The 23,633-nt window shown below is 58.7% G+C and carries 18 protein-coding genes; 9 read left to right on the plus strand and 9 right to left on the minus strand.

The window, feature by feature from the left end:
- Positions 1 to 37: 37 nt before the first annotated feature.
- Together ACQ4N7_RS10060 and ACQ4N7_RS10065 are read left to right on the plus strand one after the other, a co-directional pair.
- Positions 38 to 817 carry a MinD/ParA family ATP-binding protein gene (locus tag ACQ4N7_RS10060; RefSeq protein WP_430711471.1) on the plus strand — a complete coding sequence of 260 codons (780 nt, stop codon included), beginning with the start codon at positions 38 to 40 and terminating at the stop codon, positions 815 to 817.
- 4 nt (positions 818 to 821) lie between these two features.
- Positions 822 to 1,151 carry a hypothetical protein gene (locus ACQ4N7_RS10065; protein WP_430711472.1) on the plus strand — a complete coding sequence of 110 codons (330 nt, stop codon included), beginning with the start codon at positions 822 to 824 and terminating at the stop codon, positions 1,149 to 1,151.
- A gap of 75 nt (positions 1,152 to 1,226) precedes the next feature.
- Here the strand turns inward: ACQ4N7_RS10065 and ACQ4N7_RS10070 are convergent, their stop codons facing one another.
- Together ACQ4N7_RS10070 and ACQ4N7_RS10075 are read right to left on the minus strand one after the other, a co-directional pair.
- Positions 1,227 to 2,867: a DUF3370 domain-containing protein gene (locus tag ACQ4N7_RS10070; RefSeq protein ID WP_430711473.1), complete on the minus strand. Its 1,641-nt coding sequence runs from the start codon at positions 2,865 to 2,867 to the stop codon at positions 1,227 to 1,229.
- A gap of 364 nt (positions 2,868 to 3,231) precedes the next feature.
- On the minus strand, positions 3,232 to 6,075 hold the full coding sequence (locus ACQ4N7_RS10075; protein ID WP_430711474.1) for a zinc-dependent metalloprotease: 2,844 nt from the start codon (positions 6,073 to 6,075) through the stop codon (positions 3,232 to 3,234).
- An 81-nt stretch (positions 6,076 to 6,156) separates the two neighbouring features.
- Here ACQ4N7_RS10075 and purN point away from each other — a divergent pair, with 81 nt between their 5' ends.
- The gene (purN, locus tag ACQ4N7_RS10080; RefSeq protein ID WP_430711475.1) at positions 6,157 to 6,801 is read left to right on the plus strand and encodes a phosphoribosylglycinamide formyltransferase; all 645 of its coding nucleotides are present in this window, start codon (positions 6,157 to 6,159) and stop codon (positions 6,799 to 6,801) included.
- On the opposite strand, the gene ACQ4N7_RS10085 is transcribed toward purN, so the two are convergent.
- Both ACQ4N7_RS10085 and leuC read right to left on the minus strand, forming a co-directional pair.
- Complete coding sequence (locus ACQ4N7_RS10085; protein WP_430711476.1) at positions 6,798 to 7,484, minus strand: Crp/Fnr family transcriptional regulator; 687 nt, start codon at positions 7,482 to 7,484, stop codon at positions 6,798 to 6,800. The two genes, purN and ACQ4N7_RS10085, sit on opposite strands and share 4 nt — an antisense overlap.
- A gap of 303 nt (positions 7,485 to 7,787) precedes the next feature.
- Positions 7,788 to 9,215, minus strand: a complete 1,428-nt coding sequence (leuC, locus tag ACQ4N7_RS10090) for a 3-isopropylmalate dehydratase large subunit (RefSeq protein WP_430711477.1) — start codon at positions 9,213 to 9,215, stop codon at positions 7,788 to 7,790.
- Positions 9,216 to 9,533: 318 nt separating this feature from the next.
- Here leuC and ACQ4N7_RS10095 point away from each other — a divergent pair, with 318 nt between their 5' ends.
- Entirely contained in the window at positions 9,534 to 9,869 is a 336-nt protein-coding gene (locus ACQ4N7_RS10095; protein ID WP_430711478.1) for a hypothetical protein, read from the plus strand.
- Between the two features lie 113 nt (positions 9,870 to 9,982).
- Here the strand turns inward: ACQ4N7_RS10095 and mnmH are convergent, their stop codons facing one another.
- Genes mnmH through ACQ4N7_RS10110 form a run of 3 tightly spaced genes read right to left on the minus strand, consistent with a single transcriptional unit; the run spans position 9,983 to position 12,281 of the window.
- Positions 9,983 to 11,029 (minus strand): tRNA 2-selenouridine(34) synthase MnmH, encoded by a 1,047-nt coding sequence (gene mnmH / locus ACQ4N7_RS10100; protein WP_430711479.1) that lies wholly within the window; start codon positions 11,027 to 11,029, stop codon positions 9,983 to 9,985.
- 17 nt (positions 11,030 to 11,046) lie between these two features.
- A complete protein-coding gene (locus ACQ4N7_RS10105) occupies positions 11,047 to 11,829 on the minus strand; it encodes a DUF429 domain-containing protein (protein WP_430711480.1) in 783 nt (260 codons plus the stop codon).
- Entirely contained in the window at positions 11,826 to 12,281 is a 456-nt protein-coding gene (locus tag ACQ4N7_RS10110; protein ID WP_430711481.1) for a cupin domain-containing protein, read from the minus strand. The genes ACQ4N7_RS10105 and ACQ4N7_RS10110 overlap by 4 nt, the downstream gene beginning before the upstream one ends.
- 98 nt (positions 12,282 to 12,379) lie before the next feature.
- On the opposite strand from ACQ4N7_RS10110, the gene argS reads away from it, so the two are divergent.
- The 3 genes from argS (at position 12,380) to ACQ4N7_RS10125 (ending at position 19,083) form a co-directional block, all read left to right on the plus strand.
- On the plus strand, positions 12,380 to 14,137 hold the full coding sequence (argS, locus tag ACQ4N7_RS10115; protein WP_430711482.1) for an arginine--tRNA ligase: 1,758 nt from the start codon (positions 12,380 to 12,382) through the stop codon (positions 14,135 to 14,137).
- A 383-nt stretch (positions 14,138 to 14,520) separates the two neighbouring features.
- A complete protein-coding gene (locus tag ACQ4N7_RS10120; protein WP_430711483.1) occupies positions 14,521 to 17,871 on the plus strand; it encodes an MHYT domain-containing protein in 3,351 nt (1,116 codons plus the stop codon).
- A 12-nt stretch (positions 17,872 to 17,883) separates the two neighbouring features.
- A complete protein-coding gene (locus tag ACQ4N7_RS10125) occupies positions 17,884 to 19,083 on the plus strand; it encodes an adenylate/guanylate cyclase domain-containing protein (RefSeq protein ID WP_430711484.1) in 1,200 nt (399 codons plus the stop codon).
- Between the two features lie 19 nt (positions 19,084 to 19,102).
- Here ACQ4N7_RS10125 and ACQ4N7_RS10130 read toward each other — a convergent pair whose 3' ends face one another.
- Together ACQ4N7_RS10130 and hisD are read right to left on the minus strand one after the other, a co-directional pair.
- Positions 19,103 to 20,749, minus strand: coding sequence for a CTP synthase (locus ACQ4N7_RS10130; RefSeq protein ID WP_430711485.1), 1,647 nt, complete (start codon positions 20,747 to 20,749; stop codon positions 19,103 to 19,105).
- A 121-nt stretch (positions 20,750 to 20,870) separates the two neighbouring features.
- Positions 20,871 to 22,199 carry a histidinol dehydrogenase gene (gene hisD, locus ACQ4N7_RS10135; RefSeq protein WP_430711486.1) on the minus strand — a complete coding sequence of 443 codons (1,329 nt, stop codon included), beginning with the start codon at positions 22,197 to 22,199 and terminating at the stop codon, positions 20,871 to 20,873.
- A 224-nt stretch (positions 22,200 to 22,423) separates the two neighbouring features.
- On the opposite strand from hisD, the gene rpsT reads away from it, so the two are divergent.
- Both rpsT and ACQ4N7_RS10145 read left to right on the plus strand, forming a co-directional pair.
- Positions 22,424 to 22,726, plus strand: a complete 303-nt coding sequence (gene rpsT, locus ACQ4N7_RS10140; RefSeq protein WP_106866929.1) for a 30S ribosomal protein S20 — start codon at positions 22,424 to 22,426, stop codon at positions 22,724 to 22,726.
- A gap of 60 nt (positions 22,727 to 22,786) precedes the next feature.
- On the plus strand, positions 22,787 to 23,629 hold the full coding sequence (locus tag ACQ4N7_RS10145; protein ID WP_430711487.1) for a TatD family hydrolase: 843 nt from the start codon (positions 22,787 to 22,789) through the stop codon (positions 23,627 to 23,629).
- The last annotated feature ends 4 nt before the right edge of the window (positions 23,630 to 23,633 follow it).

The raw sequence follows: 23,633 nt of genomic DNA on the forward strand, positions 1-23,633 counted from the left end.
AGAATCCCGTTGTTTATCTGGCAGAGGTGAGAGTTCCATGACGCAGGTTATTTCGATTCACTCCTTTCGCGGAGGTACCGGTAAATCGAATTTAACAGCCAATATTGCTACGGCTGTGGCCAGCCAGGGCAAGCGGGTCGCCATTGTGGATACCGACATTCAATCTCCCGGTATTCACGTGCTATTTGGGCTCGATGAAGAAGACTTCACCCACTCCCTCAATGACTACCTGTGGGACAAATGCAGCGCTAAAGATGCCGCCTACGATGTCACCAGCCATGTCGTTACCGCTAGCGGTACTCCCGCCGATATTAGCGGTACGGTGTACCTGGTTCCCTCTAGCCTCAAGGCTGGCGAAATCGCCAAGATTTTGCGGGAAGGCTACGACGTGGGTCTGCTCAACGATGGCTTTCACGACCTGATCGACCAGCTCAACCTCGACTACCTGTTTATTGATACCCACCCCGGTTTAAATGAGGAAACTCTGCTGTCGATCGCGATTTCCGATCGCATGGTGATCATCCTGCGGCCCGATCGCCAGGACTTCTTGGGTACCGCCGTCACCCTGGAAGTCGCTCAGAAGCTCGATGTGCCCGACATCACCCTGTTGGTCAATAAAGCTCCCGATATTTACCCGCGCGCCACTCTGATTGACAAGGTGCAGACCCAGTATGGTGTGCCTGTTGGCGGCCTGTTTTATGAAAACGACGAAATGCTGCAGCTAGCCAGCGGCGGCATTTTCTGGCTGCACCATCCCGATCACGCGTTTAGCCAGGAGGTGCATACTGTCGCCCGCCAACTCACTGCCGCGGAGTAGCCCCATGACTCACCCCGACCACGGGGAAACCCCCGCCCCCCGACAGCGGCCTGCCGCCAGTGCCGGGCCAAAAACCATGACCGACCTGCTGGTGCTGCCCGATGCAGAGCGCACCCTGGTGAACTGGCTGGTGCGTCAGCGGGGGGCATCCCTGGCCGATATTGTGGCCCATACTCAGGCAGAGCCCGCTGCCGTACAGACCACGCTCGACAATTTGCTCAGCGCGGGGTTCTTAACTGTCGATGAAGCTTCAGATCCGGCCCTATTTAAGCCCAACCTGGTTTCGCGTAAGCCCCGCACCGTACCCGACAAGCTTTGGAATGCGCTTGATTGAGACCGGTTCGAGAGCGGCTGAAAACCCCTGTCTAACCGCTCTGACTGGCACGGCCAAAGGCTCACCAGCAGCAAATTAGAGCTGACGCTGGAGATCGCGGCTGAGCGCTGGCGAGGGAGGCATTTCGATAGTTTCGGCCTCAAATACCTCAGGAATACCGCCGTTGAGAACGGTGATGACCTGAGGCGGGGTGGCATCGGGGGGATAGACCAGATCAATTTCAAGATCCTGGCGAGCCTCGGCGGGAATATTGAGTCTCAGCAGGGCCTCGGCTTCCTGGCCCCGGCGCTGTACCAGGTGAACGTAGTGGGTACGTTCTAGACCCATCTGGTTTTTGAACTTCAGCCGCACGGTGCCCCGGAAGAAAACGCGATCTTCGGGTGGCCGACGGAAGCGCAGCCCCTGAACGAGATCTTCGTCGCGCATGGGGGTTTGAAACTTGAGGGTGATGGTCTGCTCAGTGCCCCGGTTGTTGTAAAAAGGGAGCTTGAGGCTGTAGCGCACGCCGTAGTTGCCGTGGGCGCGGTAGGCTGTATCGGGATAGCGGGCGACCATAGGGGCGCTCTGAATTTGCCCAGTACCAAAGGTGTTGCGGTCTACGGAACTAATGACGTAGGAGAAGGCGTTGCCCGGTGCCGGAATCGTCAGCACATCGGTATCGGGAGAGTCGGTGACAGTGGCCTTCCAGTTGGCACCCTTGGCGACCCCTGCCACTCGACCATAGTAAAACCGCCCAAAGCGGTAGGTCTCTGGGTCGGAGGGGGGAATGTCGCGGGGGCCGGCCAGTCTGCCCTGCTTGAGCACCTGGAGCCAGTCTTGCAGGGTCGGCACGCGCTCGTTGCCATTGGGTAGCAGATCGGCGTAGCGCGCGAGGCTGGCTACATGCACCGGACCGCTGCTCGAAAGATACATCATGGCCGTGCGACCATTGCTGGGAATGGGGCGCGGCGCGATTGGGCGAGGGGGCTCAGCCAGACCGTTTTCGCCGGTCTCTGGGTTAATTTGGGCATCGGCGGCGGTGAGGGTAACCGGGCGCACCGGGGGTTTAGGAATCGCGCTGCCCTGGGGATAGCTGCCGTTGACGGGCACCGTGAGCTGGCGCAGAGGAATGGGGGTATTCATCAACAGCTGCACATGACCTGGTGGCACCGTAATGCGATCGGGCCAGTGGGACTGATTGGCCCCGCGCAGAATATCGGTGGTGGTGCGACTGCCGGGGCCAGCGTAGACATTGCCGTTGGTGCTCAGGCGGGCTTCGGGCAGGTCGATGAAGGGAGCTTCTTGGCTGAGGTAGCTCACCCCCTGGTGAATGGTGATGTCGACAGGTTCGGTGCCGGGGTTGTAAACCACTACACCCATAAACAGGGTGCGGCGATCGTCAGGGTTTACGCCCCGAGCAATGTGATGCGCGAAGATGTCGAAGCGTCCGTTGAAGGCGTAGTCGAGGTGAGCCTCGGGGGAGGCCATGCCGTCTTTGGGGAAGGTGGAGAGCAGAATGCCGTTCTGCTGCACGACCTCGGGGCTGTTGCTGTTAAAGACTGGAATGTCGTCTAGGCCGCCTGGGAGAGGTCGCACTTCCTGGTAGCGAATGACCTCGGCGTAGCTGCCATCGCGGGGGATAACGACCGTTTTGGTTTCGGGGGTAGGGGTAACCTCGCCGGGGGGAAGTTGAGCAAACAGGGGAGAAAGGGTGAAAGCGACTAACGCACTCAGCATGAATAACCCGCGGAACGACCAAAATAAACCAAATTCAAGTCCAGAAGTGGAGTTTTGCTGGTGGGAAAACGCCAGATCCTGAGCTGGACTTGGTGTGCCAGTGAATTTAGTGTGCCCAGGTAATGATAGTCCTGAAGCAGTAGACAGCGACCCTGGCAACGGCTTCCGTTAGCCTAAAGGGCTTGGCTAAACTGGGCAGACAGGCTAAGGACTGCCATTCGTTAGCGTGACGATTGAAAGGTAACCGTGACCGATAAAAAGCCAATGCTACATTGACCCGATCCACAATACCACCTTGGGGGACGGGGTATTTGGCTGCGTTTTAGGGAAAATCATCGAATCTTTATAGATTCTCTGGCTGGAGCTACTGACCTCGTAGGGGGGCATTGAGCACCTTCACAATGCGATCGCTGGCATCTTCTAGGTAGGCTACGGTGGCGATGTCAAGCCGCTGCCCCTGGCGGCTGAGGCGGCGGGCGATCGCTTCCTGGATCTGCCCGAGCTGATAGCGAGCCAGTACCCGAGCCTCTTCGGGCGCACCAAAGGTAAATTCTTGGGCTACAAACCCCAGCAGGTCGGTGACTCCTTCCCCAGAGCCGTGGTTGCGCAGCACCAGGCTGGTTAGGGTATTTAAGTGGTGTCGCTGGAGCCCCTGACGCAGGCTGGAGATGGCCGTTGCCTGGGCGGGCGGGTTGAGCACTTCAGCCCAGATGGACTGCCCCAGAGTCTCGAACAGTTCTGCTAGGGTAAATGCCTCGCCGCTGGGCTGCTTGAACTCGCCATCGCGCAGCCGCAGCAGGCGATAGCCGTCTAGCAAATTGCTGACCGTAAAGGCCTGGGTAAATAACAGGCGATCGTAAATGGGGTAGTCAATGCGATCTACGAAGGGGTCCTGGCCCCAGTTCATCCAGCGATCGGGAGCGAGGCGGTTAATTAGCTCTGGCGATAGCGCTAGGGCGTCGGGGGCAAACACCCGCTGGTTGAGCACAGCCAGGGCGCGCCGCTGCTCCGCTGCCGCGATCGGTGCAAAGGGGGCCTGCCCGCCAGAACTCCAGGGGTCGGTACGGGTAAAGCGCTGCCCGCCAATGTAGTTGGCGATGATGGTGGCCTGCATGTCGTAGTGAAAAAAGACCAGGTTGACCCGCTGCCGCAGCTGACCGTAGCCCTCGCCAGGGTTAACTGAATACCAGTCCAGGCGCTCCCAGATTGCTTTTGCGATCGCCATTTGGCCCTCGGCATAGCCAAGCGGGTCGTTGCTCATATCCCAGGCGCTGGCCAGGGGGTCGAGCATGGCATAGACGTCTTCATCGGGGGCGTAGGCTAGCTCAGCGGCCCCAGCGCGATTGGCGATGGGCTGAAGCTCGCGCTGGGCGGTAACCGGGTTGCTGACCGGACGATAGCCGTACTCAATGGCCCACAGGTCGTAGGGACCTAACTGGGTAGGGAAGTAGTCCCCCTGGGGCTGGCCGGGGGGGGCCAGGTTGGGGGGTAAGTAGTCCATAATTGAGCTGGTCATGCCCTCGGACTGGGTCATAGCCGGGTTGTTTAATGCCGAGGGAGACAGCAGCGTGCTGCCCAAAAAGTTGTGCCTTAGCCCCAGCACGTGCCCCACTTCGTGAGCGGTGAGCACCCGCAGATACTGCTGAATATAGGTCTGCTTGGCCTCGCGGCTAGAGAAGGGTGGCGCTAGCGTGGCGACGGCCAGGGACCCAAAGGCCGTGGTCTGGAGGCCTCGAAGGCCTGAGCAGTAGTCCATCATGTCGATCGGCGCATTGGCCTGAGCTCGGTCGGTGCTTGCAGACAGGCGCGTCATCAGGCGATCGCCCAGGGGATGGCCACAGGGACTCAGTCCGCCGGCCATAGACGTCGCTGTAGGGGCCGCCCCAGTCACCAGGGTGTCGTACTCCAGCGTCAGGTCGCGCACGATGCTGGCATCGAGAATGATGTCGGCATCTAAAATTTCGCCAGTCAGGGGGTTGACCCGGGCTGGCCCCAGCCCGCTAGCCCAGGGGGACAGCGAGTCTGACCAGCGGATGACGTTGTAGCGCACGTCGGCTGGGTCCCAATCGGCGTTGTCGGGCATTTGACGTACGTCGATTGCCTGGGTAAACCCGGCTCGCTCAAAGGCGGCATTCCACCAGTTCACGCCGTCGGCGATGGCGGCCCGGTACTCCACAGGGGTTGTGTTTTCAAGCCAGAACACCAGCGGCTCTTTAGGCGGGGAGAGGGCGGCGGCGGGGTCCTGCTTTTCTAAATGCCAGCGGTGAATGTAGCGCACAAAAGGATCTGAAATGCCGGGTCGACCTGGCGATCGGTAGGCGGTGATAAAGTAGCCTACGCGCTCATCGGCCTGGCGAGGATGAAAAGTGGAGTGGTTAGGAATGGCCGACAGGCTATAGCGCACCCGCAGGTTAAACCCACGACTGTCGGGCAGGCTGCTGAGCCCCAGGGAAAAGGGCGATGCCGTGCTGCCTCCGCCCGAGAACCCCATCACCGCTTCGAGTTCCACGTTGTTAGGAAAGGCTTTGACCGGCCCCAGGTATGACGCCTCGGCGCTGACCGCATAGCTGCCCAGGGCCCAGGGAAACTGCGCTGACAGGTTAACTGGGTCGCGGCTGATCAAAAAATCTTTCAGGTCGAGCAGAATTTCGCCGGTTGCGTCGTGGATGGCTTGAATGGGCAGAGTCGTAAGCACCGAGTCGCCAAAGGATTCTCGCAGCAGGCGCTGAGCCTGGGGCTGGGGGTCGCGGAAGTATACGTTGGGGACTGCCACCTGGATGCGGTTGTCGGGAATCTGGCGAAACTGAATCATTAAATCGTTGACGGGCCAGCCCCTAAATAGGCCTAACTCTCCTAGCCCCGACTCCAGGCTGGCCATAAACAGCAGATTTTGGTTTAGCTGGTTGGGCTTAAGCCCCAGCAGGGCACGATTGTGCTGCAGATCGTGGTAGATCGTAAACAGCCCTGTCGATACGGTGAGCCCGTTGACAACCTCATTGAAGGGTTTGAGGCTGCCTGGTTCAGGGGGGGGAGCGGTAGCTTCGGTGGCGGCTTCGGCCTGATTGGCCTGAGCGTAGAGAGAAGGGGCTGGGGGCTGGGAGGCTAGGGGGAAGTAGGCTGCTGCCCGGCCGCTGTTTCCCCACGAGAGCGCCACCGCGATCGCCAGCCCGCAGATAAACATCAGTCCTAGCCGCCTGATTCGCTTCACCCAGCGATCTCCTTTACCCCTGAGCTAGAGGCGTTTCGTGTTGTCATATGATAGTCCCCAATTTCACTCTTTTCTGACCCTATGCTGGAGACTGCCTCAGCTCTAATTTCGCCGTCCCTACCCACGGTTTGGCCCCGGTTTGAGCAGCCGCTCAGGTTGGGTGTCATGGCCTCGGGCAATGGCAGCAACCTGGAGGCGATCGCCCACTCGATCGAGCGCGGCGAACTGCACGCTCAAATTGGCGTGGTTGTGTACAACAATCCTGGTGCTGGAGTAGTCGAGCGCGCCGCCCGACTGGGGCTACCGGCGGTATTGCTCAACCATCGCCACTACCCCAGCCGCGAAGCCCTTGACCACGATATTGTGCAAACGCTCCTGGCCCACAACGTAGACTGGGTGATTATGGCGGGCTGGATGCGCTGCGTAACGGCGGTACTGATTGACGCGTTTGCGAATCAGGTGCTCAATATTCATCCCAGTCTACTGCCCAGTTTTCCGGGGCTGCGGGCTGTAGAGCAGGCGCTGGCGGCGGCGGTCAAGGTGGCAGGCTGCACGGTGCACCAGGTTGAGCTAGCGGTGGATAGCGGCCCGGTGATTATGCAGGCGGCAGTGCCGGTGGAGCCGACCGACACCCCAGCCACCCTCCAAGCTCGCATTCAGGTGCAGGAGCACCGCATTTATCCGGCTGCGATCGCCCTGGCCGCTGCTAGCCATCTGTCGGCCTAGCGCCGGGCAATGGGGTTGAGTAACTGGTTGGCCGGAAACTGAGGATCGAGCTGAAGCACCATTTGGCGCTGGTCAATTGTCAGCCAGCCCTCGGCTTTGAAGTCTTTGAGCAGGCGGGTGACGGTGACGCGAGTGGTGCCAATGGCGGTGGCCAGCTGGTGGTGGGTTAGCCGCATCGGAATGCGAATTCCGCTGGGTTCAACATGGCCAAAGTCCTGGGCCAGCATGAGCAGAAAGTGCTTGAGGCGATCGGCTACCAGGCGCTTGCCCGAGAGCGCCAGCCACGCCTCGGCCTGCTGCATCCGCAGCGTGATATTGCGAAACATGCCCGCCATCAGCACCGATGACCCTTCAATTTCGGCCATTGGCAGCGAGAGCACGTCAACGTCGGTCAGGGCGGTAGCCCAGTAGGGGTCAACGGTGGTCAGGGGCAGTCCCACGGGCATAGACGGCCCGGCCAAACCGAGCAGGGTCTCGCTGCCGTCTTGCTGGATGGTGAAGAGTTGAACAATGCCCCGACAAATAACCAGGATTTCGTTGGGACCTAGTGGCATGGGCCGCCCTGCTGCATAGGGTACCAGGGCACGCTCACGGTACAGCTGCTCTAGGAGGTGAATAAAAGTCTGATGGTTGCGAGGGTCGATAGCAGCATCGCGGGCAGCGGAAGTTGCGGTTACAGACACGGGGATACCTAGAGTTCGCCGGGGTAAACTGCTAGTCCACAGAAATCACAACGGTCAATTGAGCCGTTCAAAGATCACCTGTAGGGCGATCGCGGCCATAGTCAGTACCCAAGTCATCTAGACCGGATAAATTTTGGCGCTCTATGGCAGCAGGGTCCCCAGCCCCATCTTCAACGGCTTAAATTAAGAAACTCCGCAGATTAGGTTAAGCCCAGGGAAATAGTTTATTAACGTTTGTGATCTGCCGCACCAGCCGCGATGGTTTTAGCTATCTGCAATACGTTTCCCGGCACTTCCCCAGCATCAACGAGCATAGGCCTGGGACTGTGACAGGTAGTCGCGCACATCGGTCACCTGGCCTGCCAAGGCGGCGGCGGCCACCATCGCTGGGCTCATGAGCAGAGTGCGACCCGAGGCAGACCCCTGCCTGCCCTTAAAGTTGCGGTTTGACGAGGAAGCGCTGATCTGTCGCCCCTGGAGCTTGTCAGGGTTCATGGCCAGGCACATGGAGCACCCTGCCTCCCGCCATTCAAAGCCTGCAGCGGTAAAGACCTGGTCTAGCCCCTCAGCCTCAGCCTGCTGCTTTACCCGTTCGGAACCGGGCACCACAAAGGCTTTTACCCCCTGGGCTACGGTGTGGCCCTGCACGACTTTGGCGGCCTCGCGCAGGTCGCTGATTCGCCCGTTGGTGCAGCTGCCAATGAAGCACACGTCAATGGCGGTGCCCTTCAAGCTTTGACCAGGGGTGAGATCCATATAGGCAAAGGCGTCTTGGGCCAGCACCTGCTCTTCGTCAGGCAGGCTCTCAGGCAGTGGCAGAGTTTCGTGAATGGCAATGCCCTGTCCGGGGGTAATGCCCCAGGTTACGGTGGGGCCAATATCGGCGGCGCTGAACACAACCACATCGTCATAGTTGGCGTCGGCGTCGCTGCGCAGGGTTTGCCACCAGGCTACGGCCTCGTCCCACGCCGCGCCCTGGGGGGCAAAATCGCGTCCCTTGAGATAGTCGTAGGTGATTTGATCGGGGTTGACGTAGCCGCAGCGAGCACCGCCCTCGATCGCCATATTGCAGAGGGTCATGCGCTCTTCCATCGACATCGCTTCAATGGCGGTACCGGCAAACTCGTAGGCGTAGCCGACGCCGCCTTTGACGCCTAGAGTGCGAATGATGTGCAGAATGACGTCTTTGGCGTAGACCCCAGGCTGGAGTACCCCGTTGACCTCAATGCGGCGCACCTTGAGTTTGCCCAGAGCCAGGGTTTGGGAGGCCAGCACGTCGCGCACCTGGCTGGTGCCAATGCCAAACGCGATCGCGCCAAATGCCCCGTGGGTAGAGGTGTGGCTGTCGCCGCAGGCGATCGTCATGCCCGGCTGGGTCAGCCCCTGCTCGGGGGCAATCACATGAACGATGCCCTGACTGCCGGACCCAATGTTGTAAAAGCGAATGCCGTGCTCTTTGCAGTTTTGTTCGAGCGCCTGCATCATCGCCTCGGCCAGGGGGTCGGCAAAGGGACGGGCCTGGCTTTCAGTCGGCACAATATGGTCAACCGTCGCCACGGTGCGCTGGGGGTACATCACCTGGAGCTGACGCTCGCGCACCATGGCAAAGGCCTGGGGGCTGGTAACCTCGTGCACCAGGTGCAGCCCAATAAAGAGCTGAGTCTGCCCCGAGGGCAGGGTACCAACGGTGTGTAAATCCCAAACTTTGTCGAACAGCGTACCCTTGCTCATGGCAGACCTGTAGGCAAAACGGTGAAACTACTTAACGCCGAACGGAAGCGTCTGAGGGGGCGGCAATGATGTTGCCAGTGTTCTATCTTAGCCCAAAGCTTCTGGCCCAAAACCCCTGCCCCACGGCCAGGGCAAATATCTCCACTGGTTGAGTGGACAACTATATCCAGCGGCCCTTGCTGCTTCTTTATCGATTCTTTACGATTCCCTGGTAGGTTCCAACTTGGTATGGCTACGGCCACTGGTAAAGCTCTAACGCTCCTACCAGCGCTAGCCTACCTAATCCAGAAACTGGTTCGATTAAACAGGAGATATGTCATGGGTTTTCTAGGCAAGCTGTTTGGCAAAAAAGAAGAAGAAAAGGCCAAGGCCTCCCCCAAAATTAACGTCAAACAGGCGGCTGCTACGGCTTCCATCGACCCTGCCAAGGTGGGCATTGACGGTCAGTTCGACGAGAGCGGTCTGGCCAAGCGGGTCGCGCTGGCCCTCGACCAGGCCAACATCTCGGACAGCGTGGGTCTGTGGGTGGCCCAAACTGGATCCACTGTGGTGCTGAAGTACAATCCCGACGCCGAAGGTGTGCTAGAGCAGGCGAAAAAAATCGCTATGGGTGTCGATGGCGCTACCAACGTCACTACTCAGCCCAATTCCTAAGCTTCGTTGAAGATCACTAGCAACGCCAGCATCAGCGCTCAGTTCTGGTGCTGGTGTTTTTAATCACGATGCCTTGCCACAGAGGCCGAGACTCACCTCCAGGCTGGTGACGTTTAAGCGGGTACGGTTTGAGCTGGCTGAGGGCAGATCTGAGGAGTTTTTGCGACCAGAAGACGGGCGCTGTCGGCTGGAGAGAGGCCGGTAATGTCAAGCTGGGGAATAATCCGGTGACGGCGTTCTAAATCATAGCGGTAGGCGCGATCGTAATAGTCGAGGATGATGGTGCAGGCGGCCCGCAGGTTGCCCGCTTGGATGTGCTGGATGGCGGATTGGGTGCGATCGCCCCCCAGCCGCTTCCGAATCCGCTCGGTGGCCTCGATTAGCTCCTCAGTGGAGGCTTCGCCGTAGATATCGACCAGCAGGTCGAGGCGCTCGTCGAGCGATCGCACCACCTCCACCGCCGGGGCCGCCTCCATTTGCGCAAACAGCTCGTTGGGAATGCGGCAGGTGCCCACCCGCCTGCTCTCGGCCTCTAGCCAGATGGAGCGCTGCGAGGGTAACGTGGCCCACTGCTCCGCTAGCAGATTCTCGTAGTGCTCCGTAGAGGGCTGCGGCGGCAGCAGCAGCGCCCCAAAGCTGCTGCCCCGGTGGTTGGCCAGGGCCTCAAGGTCGAGCACTGGCTCCCCCAGAGCAGCAAGTTCTTGCAAGATCAAGGTTTTACCGCTGCCGGTCATACCGCCCAAAATCATAATTTTCTTAGGGCTGGCCAGAGCATCCCGTACCCAGTGGCGATAGGCCTTGTAGCCCCCGGCCAGGGTATGAACTGTAAACCCCGCCAGTTCTAAAATCCAGCCCATGCCGCCGCTGCGCATGCCGCCGCGCCAGCAGTGGATTCGCAGGTGACGATCTGGAGCCAAAGCCTTAGCTGCCCGCACAAACTCACCGCACTTGGGGCCAGCAATGTCAAAGCCCAGCTCGACGGCGGCCTCTCGCCCTACCTGTTTGTAGTGGGTGCCCACGTTGGCCCGTTCTTCATCAGTAAACAGGGGAAAGCTCACTGCGCCGGGAATATGCCCATGCTCGTACTCCCCCGGACTGCGCACATCCAAAATTGGACCAGAGCCTTGCAAAAAGTCGTCAATATTCAAAGGCGATGGCATGGGCAGGGTGGGCGAATTCAGGGTGATCTTGGCTTTAGTGTAGCGGGTTGAGGCGAAGGAGGAATTGGAGCAGGCACTACGATGTAGCCCTCAGCGCGATCGCCCAGCACCCAGTTTCGCTCCAACCCCCAGGTCCACCAGTGGGCCGCTGCATAGGCGCAGGTGAGGGCATCGAGCTGGTCTTCTACCGCCTTCATCGCCGCCCCTGTAAGCGGGATCTCAGGCAGGTCAGCGGCCTTCAGCTCCAGAGCGGGGTTCAGGGTGGGCAGCACGTCGAGCTGGTGCTGACGCAGTTTCTCCAGCTCAGGGCGGCGTTGGGCTAGGGTGCCTTTTTTGTACTTGAGAATTTTGCCCAGGCCAAACAGGTGCACCGTCGCCGGGTGAGGAAACACCTCCAGCTGAAATCGGCCCTGGGGTTTGGGGGTGCTGTGGGGCTGGTGCTGAAAGCCCAGGGATTCGAGCGCCAGGCCAAAGGCAATCAGCTTTTCGGCAAAGGGGCGACCCCGATTGGCCGGATAGCAGCCAGCGTCGTAGCGGCCAAAATATTTGTGGGCCAGGCGATCGGGCAGGCGCATGCCGGTTTGGTTGGGAATGATCGTGGGGGCATCGACGGCGACGACGGCACTGGCAGCACCTTCAGCCCAGTGAGCAATCCAGGCGAGAATGTCGGCGGTAGACTGGAGGCGATCGAGCGCGACCAGCCGCATCGAATCCCCTTCTAGATGCAGTCCGCATAGGCCTGTAGGGCCGCTCTGCCAGCCCAGATCAACCCCGAGAAAGCGGTGATAAACCTGGCTCATTCGTCCAGATCCACATAATCGCGCTGCAGTCCTCGGCGGTACAGGCGGGTGTTGACCTGGGGGTAGTCGCAGATGTCAAAATCTAATCGCATGCCGCCCACCAGGTACACCAGGTCTTCGGCAAACGGGTTGCTGAGACTGTGGGCCAGCCCGCCGGGGGCAAAGCCCATAAAGTCGCCAGGGCCGACCTCAACGGTGTCTGCCCCGATCGCCGCCAGCCCCCGTCCTGAGAGAATATAGATAAACTCTTCCTCGGCCTGGTGGACGTGATACTGGGTCGAGTCGTGACCTGGCTCGACCCGCACCAGGTGAATGCCCAGGTGGTGCAATCCGGTCTCGTCCCCCAGCGACCTGCTGTGGCGGATTGCCTTAGGATTGAGAGGGTGAACAAAGACAGCTTCGGGTAGGGCTGCGATCGCGCCAGCCGTGAGCAATGGATGAGAATCCGTCATAGGTCAAGTCCCGCAGTAGCGAAGATGGATTGGTGGGCGGTGCCCACCCTACGGCAGCAGCAAACCGATTTCTCAGGCAGGGGTTAAGGGAAACATACATGAAGTCTACACTTGCACAACTTACGGCTCGGTTTGACCAGGCCTTGGTCGCGGCCTTTGGCCCAGAGCTGGCCGGTACCGACCCCATGCTGGTGCCCACCACTAACCCTAAGTTTGGCGACTACCAGGCCAATTTGGCCATGTCGCTGGCCAAGCCCTTAAAGCAAAAACCCCGCGATATCGCCGCCCAAATTGTCGAAAAACTCGATGTTAGCGATCTCTGTGAGCCGCCCGAAATTGCGGGGCCGGGTTTCATCAACCTGCGCTTCAAAACCCAGTACCTGGAAGATCAGCTCAGAGCTATGCAGGCCGACCCGCGCCTGGGGGTGGCCCCTGCCGAGCAGCCCCAAAAGGTAATCGTCGATTTCTCTAGCCCCAATATCGCCAAAGAAATGCACGTGGGCCACCTGCGATCGACCATCATTGGCGACTCCATCGCTCGGGTGCAGGAGTTTATGGGCCACGACGTGCTGCGCATCAACCACGTTGGCGACTGGGGCACGCAGTTTGGCATGCTGATTACCCACTTGAAAGAAGTCTGCCCCGAGGCGCTAACGGCAGACTCATCGGTCGATATTGGCGATTTGGTCGCTTTTTACAAGCAGGCCAAAAAACGCTTTGACGAAGACGATGCGTTCAAGACGCGATCGCGTGAAGCCGTCGTTGATCTGCAATCGGGTGAAGACATCGCCATCAAAGCCTGGAAAGCCCTCTGCGAGCAGTCGCGCAAGGAATTTCAAAAACTCTACGATCGCCTCGATATCGACATTCAAGAGCGCGGCGAATCGTTCTACAACCCCCTTCTGGCTGACGTTGTCAAGGACTTAGATGCCCAGGGGCTCCTGGTCGAAGATCAGGGGGCCAAGGTCGTCTTTGTCGATGGCTTCACCAACAAAGAGGGTGACCCGCTGCCGCTGATTATTCAAAAAACTGACGGCGGCTACAACTACGCCACCACCGACCTGGCCGCTATCCGCTACCGCACTCAGCAAGACGGGGCCGATCGAGTGCTCTACGTGGTTGATGCCGGGCAGGGCAACCACTTTGCCCAGGTGTTTCAAGTGGCGGCCAAGGCCGACTGGATTCCCAGTGACGTTGAGCTTACCCACGTGCCCTTTGGCGTGGTGCAGGGCGAAGATGGCAAAAAATTCAAGACTCGCTCTGGCGAAACCATCCGGCTCAAAGATCTGCTCGATGAGGCGGTCAGCCGCGCCCGCGCTGACCTCGAAACCCGCATTCAGGCTGAGGAACGGCAAGAGACCGAGGCCTTCATTCAAAACGTCGCCGCCGCCGTCGGTCTGGGTGCGGTAAAGTACGCCGACCTGAGCCAAAACCGCACCAGCAACTATATTTTTAGCTTTGATAAAATGCTGGCCCTCCAGGGCAATACCGCCCCCTACATGCTCTACGCCTACGTGCGGGTGCAGGGCATCAGCCGCAAGGGCGACATTGACTTTGATCACCTGCCCGCCGAAGCCCGCATTCATCTCGAAGATGACAGTGAGTTTGCCCTCGCTCGGCACCTACTTCAGCTCGATCAGGTGGTAGAGGAAGTGGCGCAAGATCTCTATCCTAACCGTCTCTGCCAGTATCTATTTGAGCTCAGCCAAAAGTTTAATCAGTTCTACGATCGCTGCCCGGTGCTTCAAGCGACAGATCCTCAGCGCACCTCCCGTCTACTGCTCTGCGATCTCACCGCTAAAACGCTTAAACTGGGCCTATCACTGCTGGGTATTCAAGTGCTAGAGCGCATGTGAAATTGCTGCTGATAGTAGCAATGCTCAGTTAACACATCCATCTAAAGACAGGAGACATTTAGTCTTAAAATTGCTTTCCTCAAGATGGGTGCAAGATAGGACTTAAGCAGGGCATCTATCCTGAAAAAATATCCCGATATCTAAGCGGTAATCTTGTAACTAATACTTAGCGAACGAGTTTGTTAAAAAACAAAGTCTTGGTATTAGATAATGGGGACTTTTAGCCCGGTTGGGCTAACGCTTTGACGCTACTTTTATAGAAGTAATGCAGTTTTGATAAGATTGTGCGCTCTGATACTAATTGCTGGTGAGAGAGGCACGTTATCGGGAAAGCTAAGGGTGCATCTCAAACCAGTTTTAAGTTTTTGGTTGAAACTATCACAATGGCCTACGCGGTAGTCGGTCACTACAATGCTGGCTTAGTCGGCTTGTCCTTAGGTGTTGCAGTACTAGCGTCGTTTACCACCCTAAGTTTGGGGCGGCAGATTTTGAGCATAGAACGCTACCAGTGGCTCTGGCTGCTGGGCGGTGGGCTGGCAATGGGTACGGGCATTTGGGCTACTCACTTTATCGGTATGCTGGCGCTTGAGCTGCCTATGCCGGTAACCTACGACCTGTTGATGACCGGCCTATCGCTGGTGGGTGCAGTGCTAGCGGCTAGTGTGGCGCTAGCACTCGTCAGTCGGCCCGTCTTAAATCGGCTTCGGCTAGTTGCTGGCAGTTTGGTGATGGGTTTGGCGATCGCCTGGATGCATTACATCGGCATGGCGGCGATGGAAGTACCGGCTCACCTCAGCTACCACTGGCCTCTAGTCGCCCTCTCTGTAGTCATAGCAATGGTCGCCTCAACGGCGGCGCTGGTGCTCAACCTTTGGCCGCCGCATGCTCCCAGGCAGGGGCAGCCCTGGTTTGCTATGTTAGCAGTACCAATCTTGGGCACCGCTATTGGCGGCCTGCACTATACCGCTATGGCTGCCACAGCCTTTCAGCCCAGCGATGCAATCAACGACCTGACCAATGATCTGACCAACAACTTGACAGGCGTGGGAGCGCTGCCCGATTTAGAGGCTCCGTGGCTGGCCCTGGCGGTAGGGCTTGGAGCTGCCGTAATTTTGCTCATTGCCCTAATTGGGCTGCGAATTAACCGACGCCTGACTCAGCAGCGCATGCAGGAAATGGCTCTGGTCGATAGCGAACAACGCTTTCGGGCCTTGATTCGTGACATGGGAGTTGGGGCGCTGCTGCTCAACGCCAAAGCCGAAATTTTAATCTATAACCAGGCGGCTCAGCTGCTGCTGCACCTGCCCGAGGGCAAGAGCTATCCTCTGGTATTTGGTCAGGCTGGCTACATCCAAAAGGAGAACGGCACACCTTTTTTGGCGGCGGAGCTGCCGGTGCAGCAGGCGATCGCCCAAAAAGCACCCCTGGGGGATGTGGTAATTGGGGTCAGTGCTGCCGAGGCCGATCCGCCGCGCTGGCTGCTGGTAAACGTTGACCCGCAGCTCAATGAGGCGGGGCAGGTCGAACGGGTGGTGTGTACCTGTAGCGACATCACGATGCAAAAGCAGGCCGAGGTAGCCGTACGAGCCGTGGCCAACCGCGAAAAAGCGGTCATGCAAATCGTGCAGCGCATGCGCCAAACCCTCGATCTAGAGGCTATTTTTGCCGCTACTACCGAAGAATTGCAGCAGGCGCTCGGCTGCGAGCGCGTCTGGATCTACCGCTTTAACCCTGACTGGAGCGGTACCGTCGTGGCCGAAGCGCTCACCGACCCCACCGCCCCCTCCACACTGGCGACGGCGACAGTCGACCGCCTCATTGACCAGGATGACTGCGGCGCTCGCCAGCTGCAAAACGGCGGGTTTGACGACGGCTACCTGCTGCTTGAAGACACCTATCTGCAGGAAACCCAGGCAGAAACCTATCGCCATGACCGCACCTACCACCGCGTCAACGACATTTACACCGAAGGGTTTAACACCTGTTACCTGGAGTTCTTGGAGCGCTGGCAGGTGCGCGCCTACGTGATTGTGCCTATTTTTGCGGGCCATCAGCTCTGGGGGCTGTTGGGCGTCTATGCCCACCACTACCCACGAACCTGGGCCCGCAACGAAGTCAAAATGGTGCTTCAGGTTGGTACTCACCTGGGTACAGCTGTACAACAGGCCGACCTGCTGCGGCAAACCCAGCAGCAGGCCCAGGCGCTAGCGGTGGCCAAGCGCGCTGCCGACGCCGCCAGCCAGGCAAAGAGCGACTTTTTAGCCAGCATGAGCCACGAACTGCGGACTCCCCTCAACGCCATTCTGGGCTTTACCCAAATTCTGCACGACGACGACAGTTTAGATGCGGCCCACCGCGACCTAATTGCCATTGTCAACCGCAGCGGCAACCACCTGCTGGGGCTGGTCAACAATGTGCTGTCGCTGGCCAAAATTGAGGCCAACAAAATCACCCTTAACAATGAGGCCTTTGATCTGCACCAGCTGCTGCAGGCCGTAGATGATCTGCTGCAGCTCAAGGCCGAGGCCAAAGGAATTCAGCTAGTCGTGGTGCCACCGCCGCTGCCTTACCAGCTGTGGGCCGACGAGAGCAAGCTGCGGCAGATTTTAATCAACCTGATTGGCAACGCGATCAAATTTACGCACCAGGGCAGCGTTGTGGTGCGATCGCGCCTGTATCAGAACCTGAGCGATTCGGTTCAGCCCTACCGACTCAGCATTGAGGTGCAAGATACAGGCGTAGGCATTAACTCAGAAGAAATTGCCCACCTGTTTCAGCCCTTTCACCAAACGCAGTCAGGGCGACGATCCGCTGAAGGCACTGGTTTAGGACTCTCGCTCAGCTACAACTTTGCCCAGCTGATGGGGGGCGACATCACCGTGACGAGTCGGCCAGGAGTAGGTTCGACCTTTACGGTCAGTTTGCCTGTGGGTATGGCCGTGATGGTCAAAGACCAGACCTCGGAGGCCGTCGCCGCTCGCCTGGCGCAGCTAGACCACGACATTCTCCACCTGGCTCCGCACCAGCCCACTCCCCGCATTCTAGTCGCTGACGACGTGGCTGAGAGCCGACTGCTAATTCGCCACTGGCTTGAGGGGGCCGGGTTTGAGGTGCGCGAAGCCAGCCAGGGTGAAGAGGCTATTGCCCTGTGGCAATCGTGGCAACCTCACCTGATCTGCCTTGATATGCGCATGCCTGTGCTTGACGGCTATGCCGTAGCGCGTCAAATTCGCCAGCTACCCGGGGGTGCTACCACTGCGATTATTGCGGTGACCGCCAGTGTCTTTGAGGAGCAGCGCTCAGAATGCATTACGGCGGGCTGTGATGCGGTGCTGCCAAAACCCCTGCAGCGTCAGGTGCTGCTTGAGCACATTGGCCGTAGCCTCAATCTTGCTTACCAGTACACCGCTGAGTTGCGGCCAGACGACGACTCGACAGGCGAAGACCGCTTCCAGAGAGCGACGGCGGCCTCGCCTGACTACAGTGGACAAAGCTCAATTAAAGACCATTGCCCCCTCACCGAGGCTGACTTTAATTTGCTTACCCCCGACTGGCTCAGCCAGGTTCACCAGGCTGCCCAGGCCGCTGACGACCGCCGCGTGCGCCAGCTCATCGCCCAGCTTTCCCCCGAACAAGACGCTCTAGCGCAGCGGTTAAATCGTTTAGTCAACGATTTTCGCCTCGATGTGATCATTGACCTGACCGCTGTTTCCTCCTCAACGCTTTCCCTGTAGCCGATCGAACCTATGACCACCGCTGTACCCCCTCGCCATCAGGATACAGACTTTAAAGATGCAGACATCTTGTTGGTAGACGATATCCCCGACAACCTGCGGGTCTTGTCTACCATTCTGGAAGCTGAGGGCTACCGCTGTCGCAAGGCCATTAGCGGTGCTCTAGCTCTCAATGCCATTGCGCTGGCTCCCCCAGACCTAATCTTGCTCGACATCACCATGCCTACGATGGATGGTTTTGAGGTTTGCCGTCAGCTCAAGGTGAGCGCGGGTACTCAGAGTATCCCAATTATTTTTCTGACCGCCCGTGATGCCGAAACTGAAAAAGAGCAGGCCTTTGGCCTGGGGGCCGCCGACTACATCGTCAAACCCTTTATGGCCTACGAGGTACTGCTGCGGGTGAAGCATCAGCTGGCCCTGCGGCGACAGCAGCAGCAGCTAGAGGCTCAAAATCAGCAGCTCCAGGCCGAAATTAAAGAACGTCAGCAGGTTGAAGTCGAACTCCGCCGTCAGCGCCAGCGTTCCGAGGAGCTGCTGACTAACGTGCTGCCTTTTCAAATTGCCCAGCGCCTCAAAGAACGGGAGCAGGCGATCGCCGATCAGTTTGACGCCGTCACGATTTTGTTTGCCGATATCGTGGGCTTTAGCCCCGTGGCGGCTCAGCTTGCCCCCTGCGAACTGGTGCACTTGCTCAACCAAATGTTTTCTCGCTTCGACGAGCTGGCCGCCATCTACAAGCTAGAGAAAATTAAAACCATTGGGGATGCCTATATGGTGGCGGCTGGGGTGCCCTGCCCCCGGCCCGACCACGCCCAGGCGATCGCTCAGATGGCGTTAGACATGCAGGCCACCATCAGCGACTTCCAGCGACCCGACGGCCATCCCTTCCGGCTGCGCATTGGCATTAACTCAGGCAGTGTTGTCGCTGGGGTGATTGGCATTCGCAAATTTATCTACGATCTTTGGGGAGACACCGTCAACATCGCCAGCTTTATGGAAACGACCGGCGAGGCTGGCAAAATTCAGGTGTCAGAGCTGGCCTACGCCCACCTCAAAGACCACTTCACCCTCAAACCTCGCGGGCCAGTGTGCCTCAAAAATGGCGACAGCATGACCACCTACTGGCTGACTCCCCAGGAGCAGGCTACCCCCCGACCCACCCAGCTCACGGCCCTGGACTATCCCCCTGGCCCGGCCCTGTGCTGCGGCTAAGGTCTGCTGCGGCTCACCCCTAAGTATCGGCGGTAGCTCCCACTTCTACCGGCACTGGCGTCAGCGGTTTGGTGGCGCTAAGTGCCGCATTCACGAGCCCCAAAAACAGCGGATGGGGCGCGCTGGGCCGCGACTGAAACTCGGGGTGAAACTGGCTAGCAATAAAGAAAGGATGGCCAGGTAGCTCAATAATTTCCACCAGGCGGCCGTCGGGAGAAGTGCCGCTGACGGTATAGCCCGACTCCACAAACAGGTTGCGGTAGGCATTGTTGAACTCGTAGCGATGGCGGTGGCGCTCGTAGACCACCTCAGCCCCATAAAGATGACTGGCCAGGGTATCGGGAGCCAGTCGACAGGGGTAGAGCCCTAGCCGCATAGTGCCGCCCAGATCGACCACATCCTGCTGCTCAGGCAGCAGGCTAATCACCGGGTTGGGGGTTTCGGGGGTAAATTCTGAACTGTCGGCTCCGTCGAGCTGGGCCACATGGCGAGCCCACTCGACTACCGAGCACTGCATGCCCAGGCACAGCCCCAAAAAGGGAATGCCCTTTGTGCGGGCATACTCGATCGCCTGCACCTTGCCGCCGATGCCGCGCGAGCCAAACCCACCCGGCACCAAAATGCCGTTAACGCCGCTCAGGTGGGCCTCTGGGCCGTTGACTTCGATATCTTCAGAATTGATCCAGCGCACATTGAGGGCGGCTCGATGGGCGATCGCCGCATGGCGCAGGGCCTCCACCACCGACAGGTAGGCATCGTTGAGGCTGACGTACTTGCCCACAATCGCAATGTCAACCGGGTGACTGGAGCTGTAAAGCCCCTCTACAATGGTCTCCCACTGGCCCAGGTGGGGCTGGCGCTGGTCTAGGGCCAAAATTTTCAACGCCTGGTGGGCCAGCCCTTCGTGCTCTAGCTTCAGGGGCACCTCGTATATGCTGCTGGCGTCCTGGCAAGTGACCACGGCCTCGGCGGGCACGTCGCAAAACTCGGCAATCTTTTCCTTCATGGGCTGGGGCAGCGGACATTCGCAGCGGCATACCAAAATGTCGGGCTGAATGCCGATCGATCGCAGCTCTTTCACCGAGTGCTGAGTCGGCTTGGTTTTCAGTTCTCCCGCTGAGGCAATGTAGGGCACCAGGGTGACGTGCATGTAGAGCACGTCCTGACGACCCACATCCTTCCGAAACTGCCGAATCGCTTCTAGAAAGGGCAGCGACTCAATATCGCCAACGGTGCCGCCAATTTCGGTAATTACCACGTCGGGGTTGGTGTTGCGAGCTACCCGGTGAATGCGCTCTTTAATTTCATTGGTGATATGGGGAATCACCTGCACCGTGCCCCCCTGGTAGTCGCCCCGGCGCTCGCGGTTGATCACCGCTTGGTAAATAGAGCCGGTGGTGACGCTGTTCAGCCGCGACATAGCCGTATCGGTAAAGCGCTCGTAGTGGCCCAGGTCGAGGTCGGTTTCGGCCCCATCTTCGGTCACAAACACCTCCCCGTGCTGAAAGGGGCTCATCGTGCCGGGGTCGACGTTGATATAGGGGTCGAGCTTAAGAATAGAAACGGAGTAGTCGCGCGACTTGAGCAATCGGCCCAGACTGGCCGCGACAATGCCCTTGCCGATGCTCGACACCACGCCGCCGGTTACAAACACAAACTTCGTCATAGCAGCTTAACCCAGACCCCAGGAGCGTTAACCCGTTAATTGTGCCACAGGGGCCAGGTGATTCGTGCCAATCCCAAAGGCTGCTCCAGCAGACTGAAGGAAACGCGAGTGAGAGAGGGGCCTAGGCGCTGGGAGAACCCTCGCCACCGCCCGCTTCGGGCTGAACTCGTCGCTGCACCGAGTCGCCGTGGGAGGGCAACCCCTCAGTCTCGGTCAGCACCGCGATCGCATCCGCTACCCGCCGCAATGCCTCAGGCGAGTACTGCATCAGGCTGGAGTGCTTCATAAAGGTTTCGGTTGACAGGGGTGAGGCGTAACGGGCCGCGCCCGAGGTGGGCAGGGTGTGGTTGGGGCCAGCCAGGTAGTCGCCCACCGCCTCAGGGGTGGAATGGCCTAAAAAGATCGCTCCGGCGTGGCGAATGTGCTCTAGCAAATCCCAGGGCTCGTCTACTTCGAGCTGCAGGTGCTCGGGGGCAAAGCCGTTGGATAGCTCAGCCGCCCGCTCCAGGCTGTCGACAACAACCGCCAGGCCGTAGTTGGCGATCGCCTTTTCGGTCAGGGTCTGGCGCGGGTGCCCCGCCAGCTGGCGGTCAACCTCAGCGGCCACTCGTTCAGCCAGCACTTCACTAGTCGTAATTAGAATGGCGGCGGCAATGGGGTCGTGTTCCGCCTGAGCCAGCAGATCGGCAGCGACATGGGCGGGGTTGGCCGTATGGTCAGCAATTACCAAAACCTCAGACGGCCCTGCCAGCGAGTCAATGCCCACCGTGCCAAACACCAGTTTTTTCGCCAGCGTGACGTAGATATTGCCGGGACCCGTAATCACATCTACCGCCGGCACTGTCTCAGTTCCGTAGGCCAGCGCCGCGATCGCCTGGGCTCCGCCAACTCGGTAAATTTCGGTAATGCCGGCCTCCTGAGCCGCCACTAGTACCGCCGGGTTCACCGTGCCCGTCTGACCAGGCGGGGTGACCATGACCACCTGCTTGACCCCCGCTACGCGGGCCGGAATCGCGTTCATAATCACAGTGCTGGGGTAAGATGCCCGCCCTCCGGGGACATAAATCCCGGCTCGATCGACAGGCGTGTAGCGCTTGCCCAAGACCACACCATTGTCTTCGAACTGCACCCAGCTCTGGGGTACTCGCTGGCTATGAAAGGTCTCGACATTTTTGCAGGCCAGCCGAATGGCATCCAGCAGCCCCTTACTCACCTGCTGATAGGCCGCATCTAGCTCAGCTCCCGAAAAGCGTAGCCCATCGGCGGCCAGGGTAACTCCGTCAAAGTCCGCAGTATACTGAATAAGGGCCTGGTCTCCCTGGCGGCGAACGGCGTGTAGAATTTCTCGAACTGTGGCTTCCTTATGGACGACTTGGTCGTCGTGGGTGCGGGCACAGATGCGTTGCAGCTCTGTTTTTGCCTCAGGTAGCTGATGGGTGATGCGCAGCATTACAGCCAGGAATCCAGATAAGCCAGCAAGGTGCGATGCGCTAGGTTAGCTGCCTGGGAGTGGTAAAACATCCCGGAAAGGCAGTCAACACCAGCGTTCTAACATCCTAGTCGATCTACAGACTAATTTGGTAGTTAACGAACGCATTCAATTACACCAATCGGCACCAATTGGTGCTAACATGCTTTATCCAGTCAATTAATCTTGTTAAGCTAGGGCGAACTGTGGCAAACATCAAGTCTGCACTAAAACGAATTGAAATTACCGAGCGCAATCGGCTGCACAACCGAGCCTATAAGTCGGCGGTCAAAACGTTGACCAAAAACTATCTCTCTGCTGTTGACGCCTACCGGGCTGACCCTAGCGCCGATGCTCAGAAGCAGGTCGAAGCCACTATGGCCGCTGCCTACAGCAAAATTGATAAGGCCGTAAAGCGCGGCGTGCTTCATCCCAATACCGGTGCCCGTAAAAAGTCTCGTCTGGCTCGGGTGCTCAAAGCTCAAGAGACGGCAGGGGCTGCATCTTAGGTTCCCCTGGGCTCCAGATCCGCTGGGCCGCCTGCTGTTTCTCGTGGCTGCGCACTTGTTATGCCTTTGGTTGATACCCACGTACACCTCAACTTTGATACGTTTGCTGGGGATCTCGACGAACTAACCCAGGCCTGGAGACAGGCCGGGGTTTTGGCTTTGGTGCATTCCTGTGTCGAGCCTGGCGAGTTTGCGGCCATGCAGGCGATCGCCGATCGCATCCCAGAGCTGTATCTATCGGTAGGGCTACACCCCCTCGATATGGATAAATGGACTGGCGCTACGGCCGCCCAGATATTTGAGCTGGCCGCCTCTGATCGGCGGGTAGTTGCCATTGGCGAAACCGGGCTCGATTTCTTCAAGGCGGACGATGAAGCCGTTCAGCGCGAGGCCTTTTGGCAGCAGCTAACCATTGCTCACAGCCTGGGTCTGCCGGTTATCGTTCACTGCCGAGACGCTGCCCAGGCGACAGCTGAGGTGATTGATAAGTTTCAGCGTCAGGTTGGCCCTGTTGCTGGTGTGATGCACTGCTGGGCAGGAACTCCGGCAGAGACTCAGCAGTTTCTTGATCTGGGGTTCTACATTAGCTTTAGCGGTATTGTCACCTTCAAAAACGCTCAACAGGTTAAAGCCTCGGCTCAAATGGTGCCCGCCCACCGATTGCTGGTTGAAACTGACTGTCCCTTTCTAACCCCTGAGCCTCGGCGCAAAGAACGCCGCAATCAGCCTGCCTTTGTGTATCATGTGGCGGCTTACCTGGCTGAGTTACGCCAGGTCGACTTTGAAGCCTTGGCTCAGACTACCACTCGTAATGCTGTGACCTTGTTTAAATTGCCCGAGCTGTCTCAACTGCTTGCCGCTGACTCCAACTTGCCCTACGTAACCACTTCGGCGGGCTGCTAGGGGT

The organism is Nodosilinea sp. AN01ver1, assembly GCF_050565655.1.
Taxonomy (GTDB): domain Bacteria; phylum Cyanobacteriota; class Cyanobacteriia; order Phormidesmidales; family Phormidesmidaceae; genus Nodosilinea.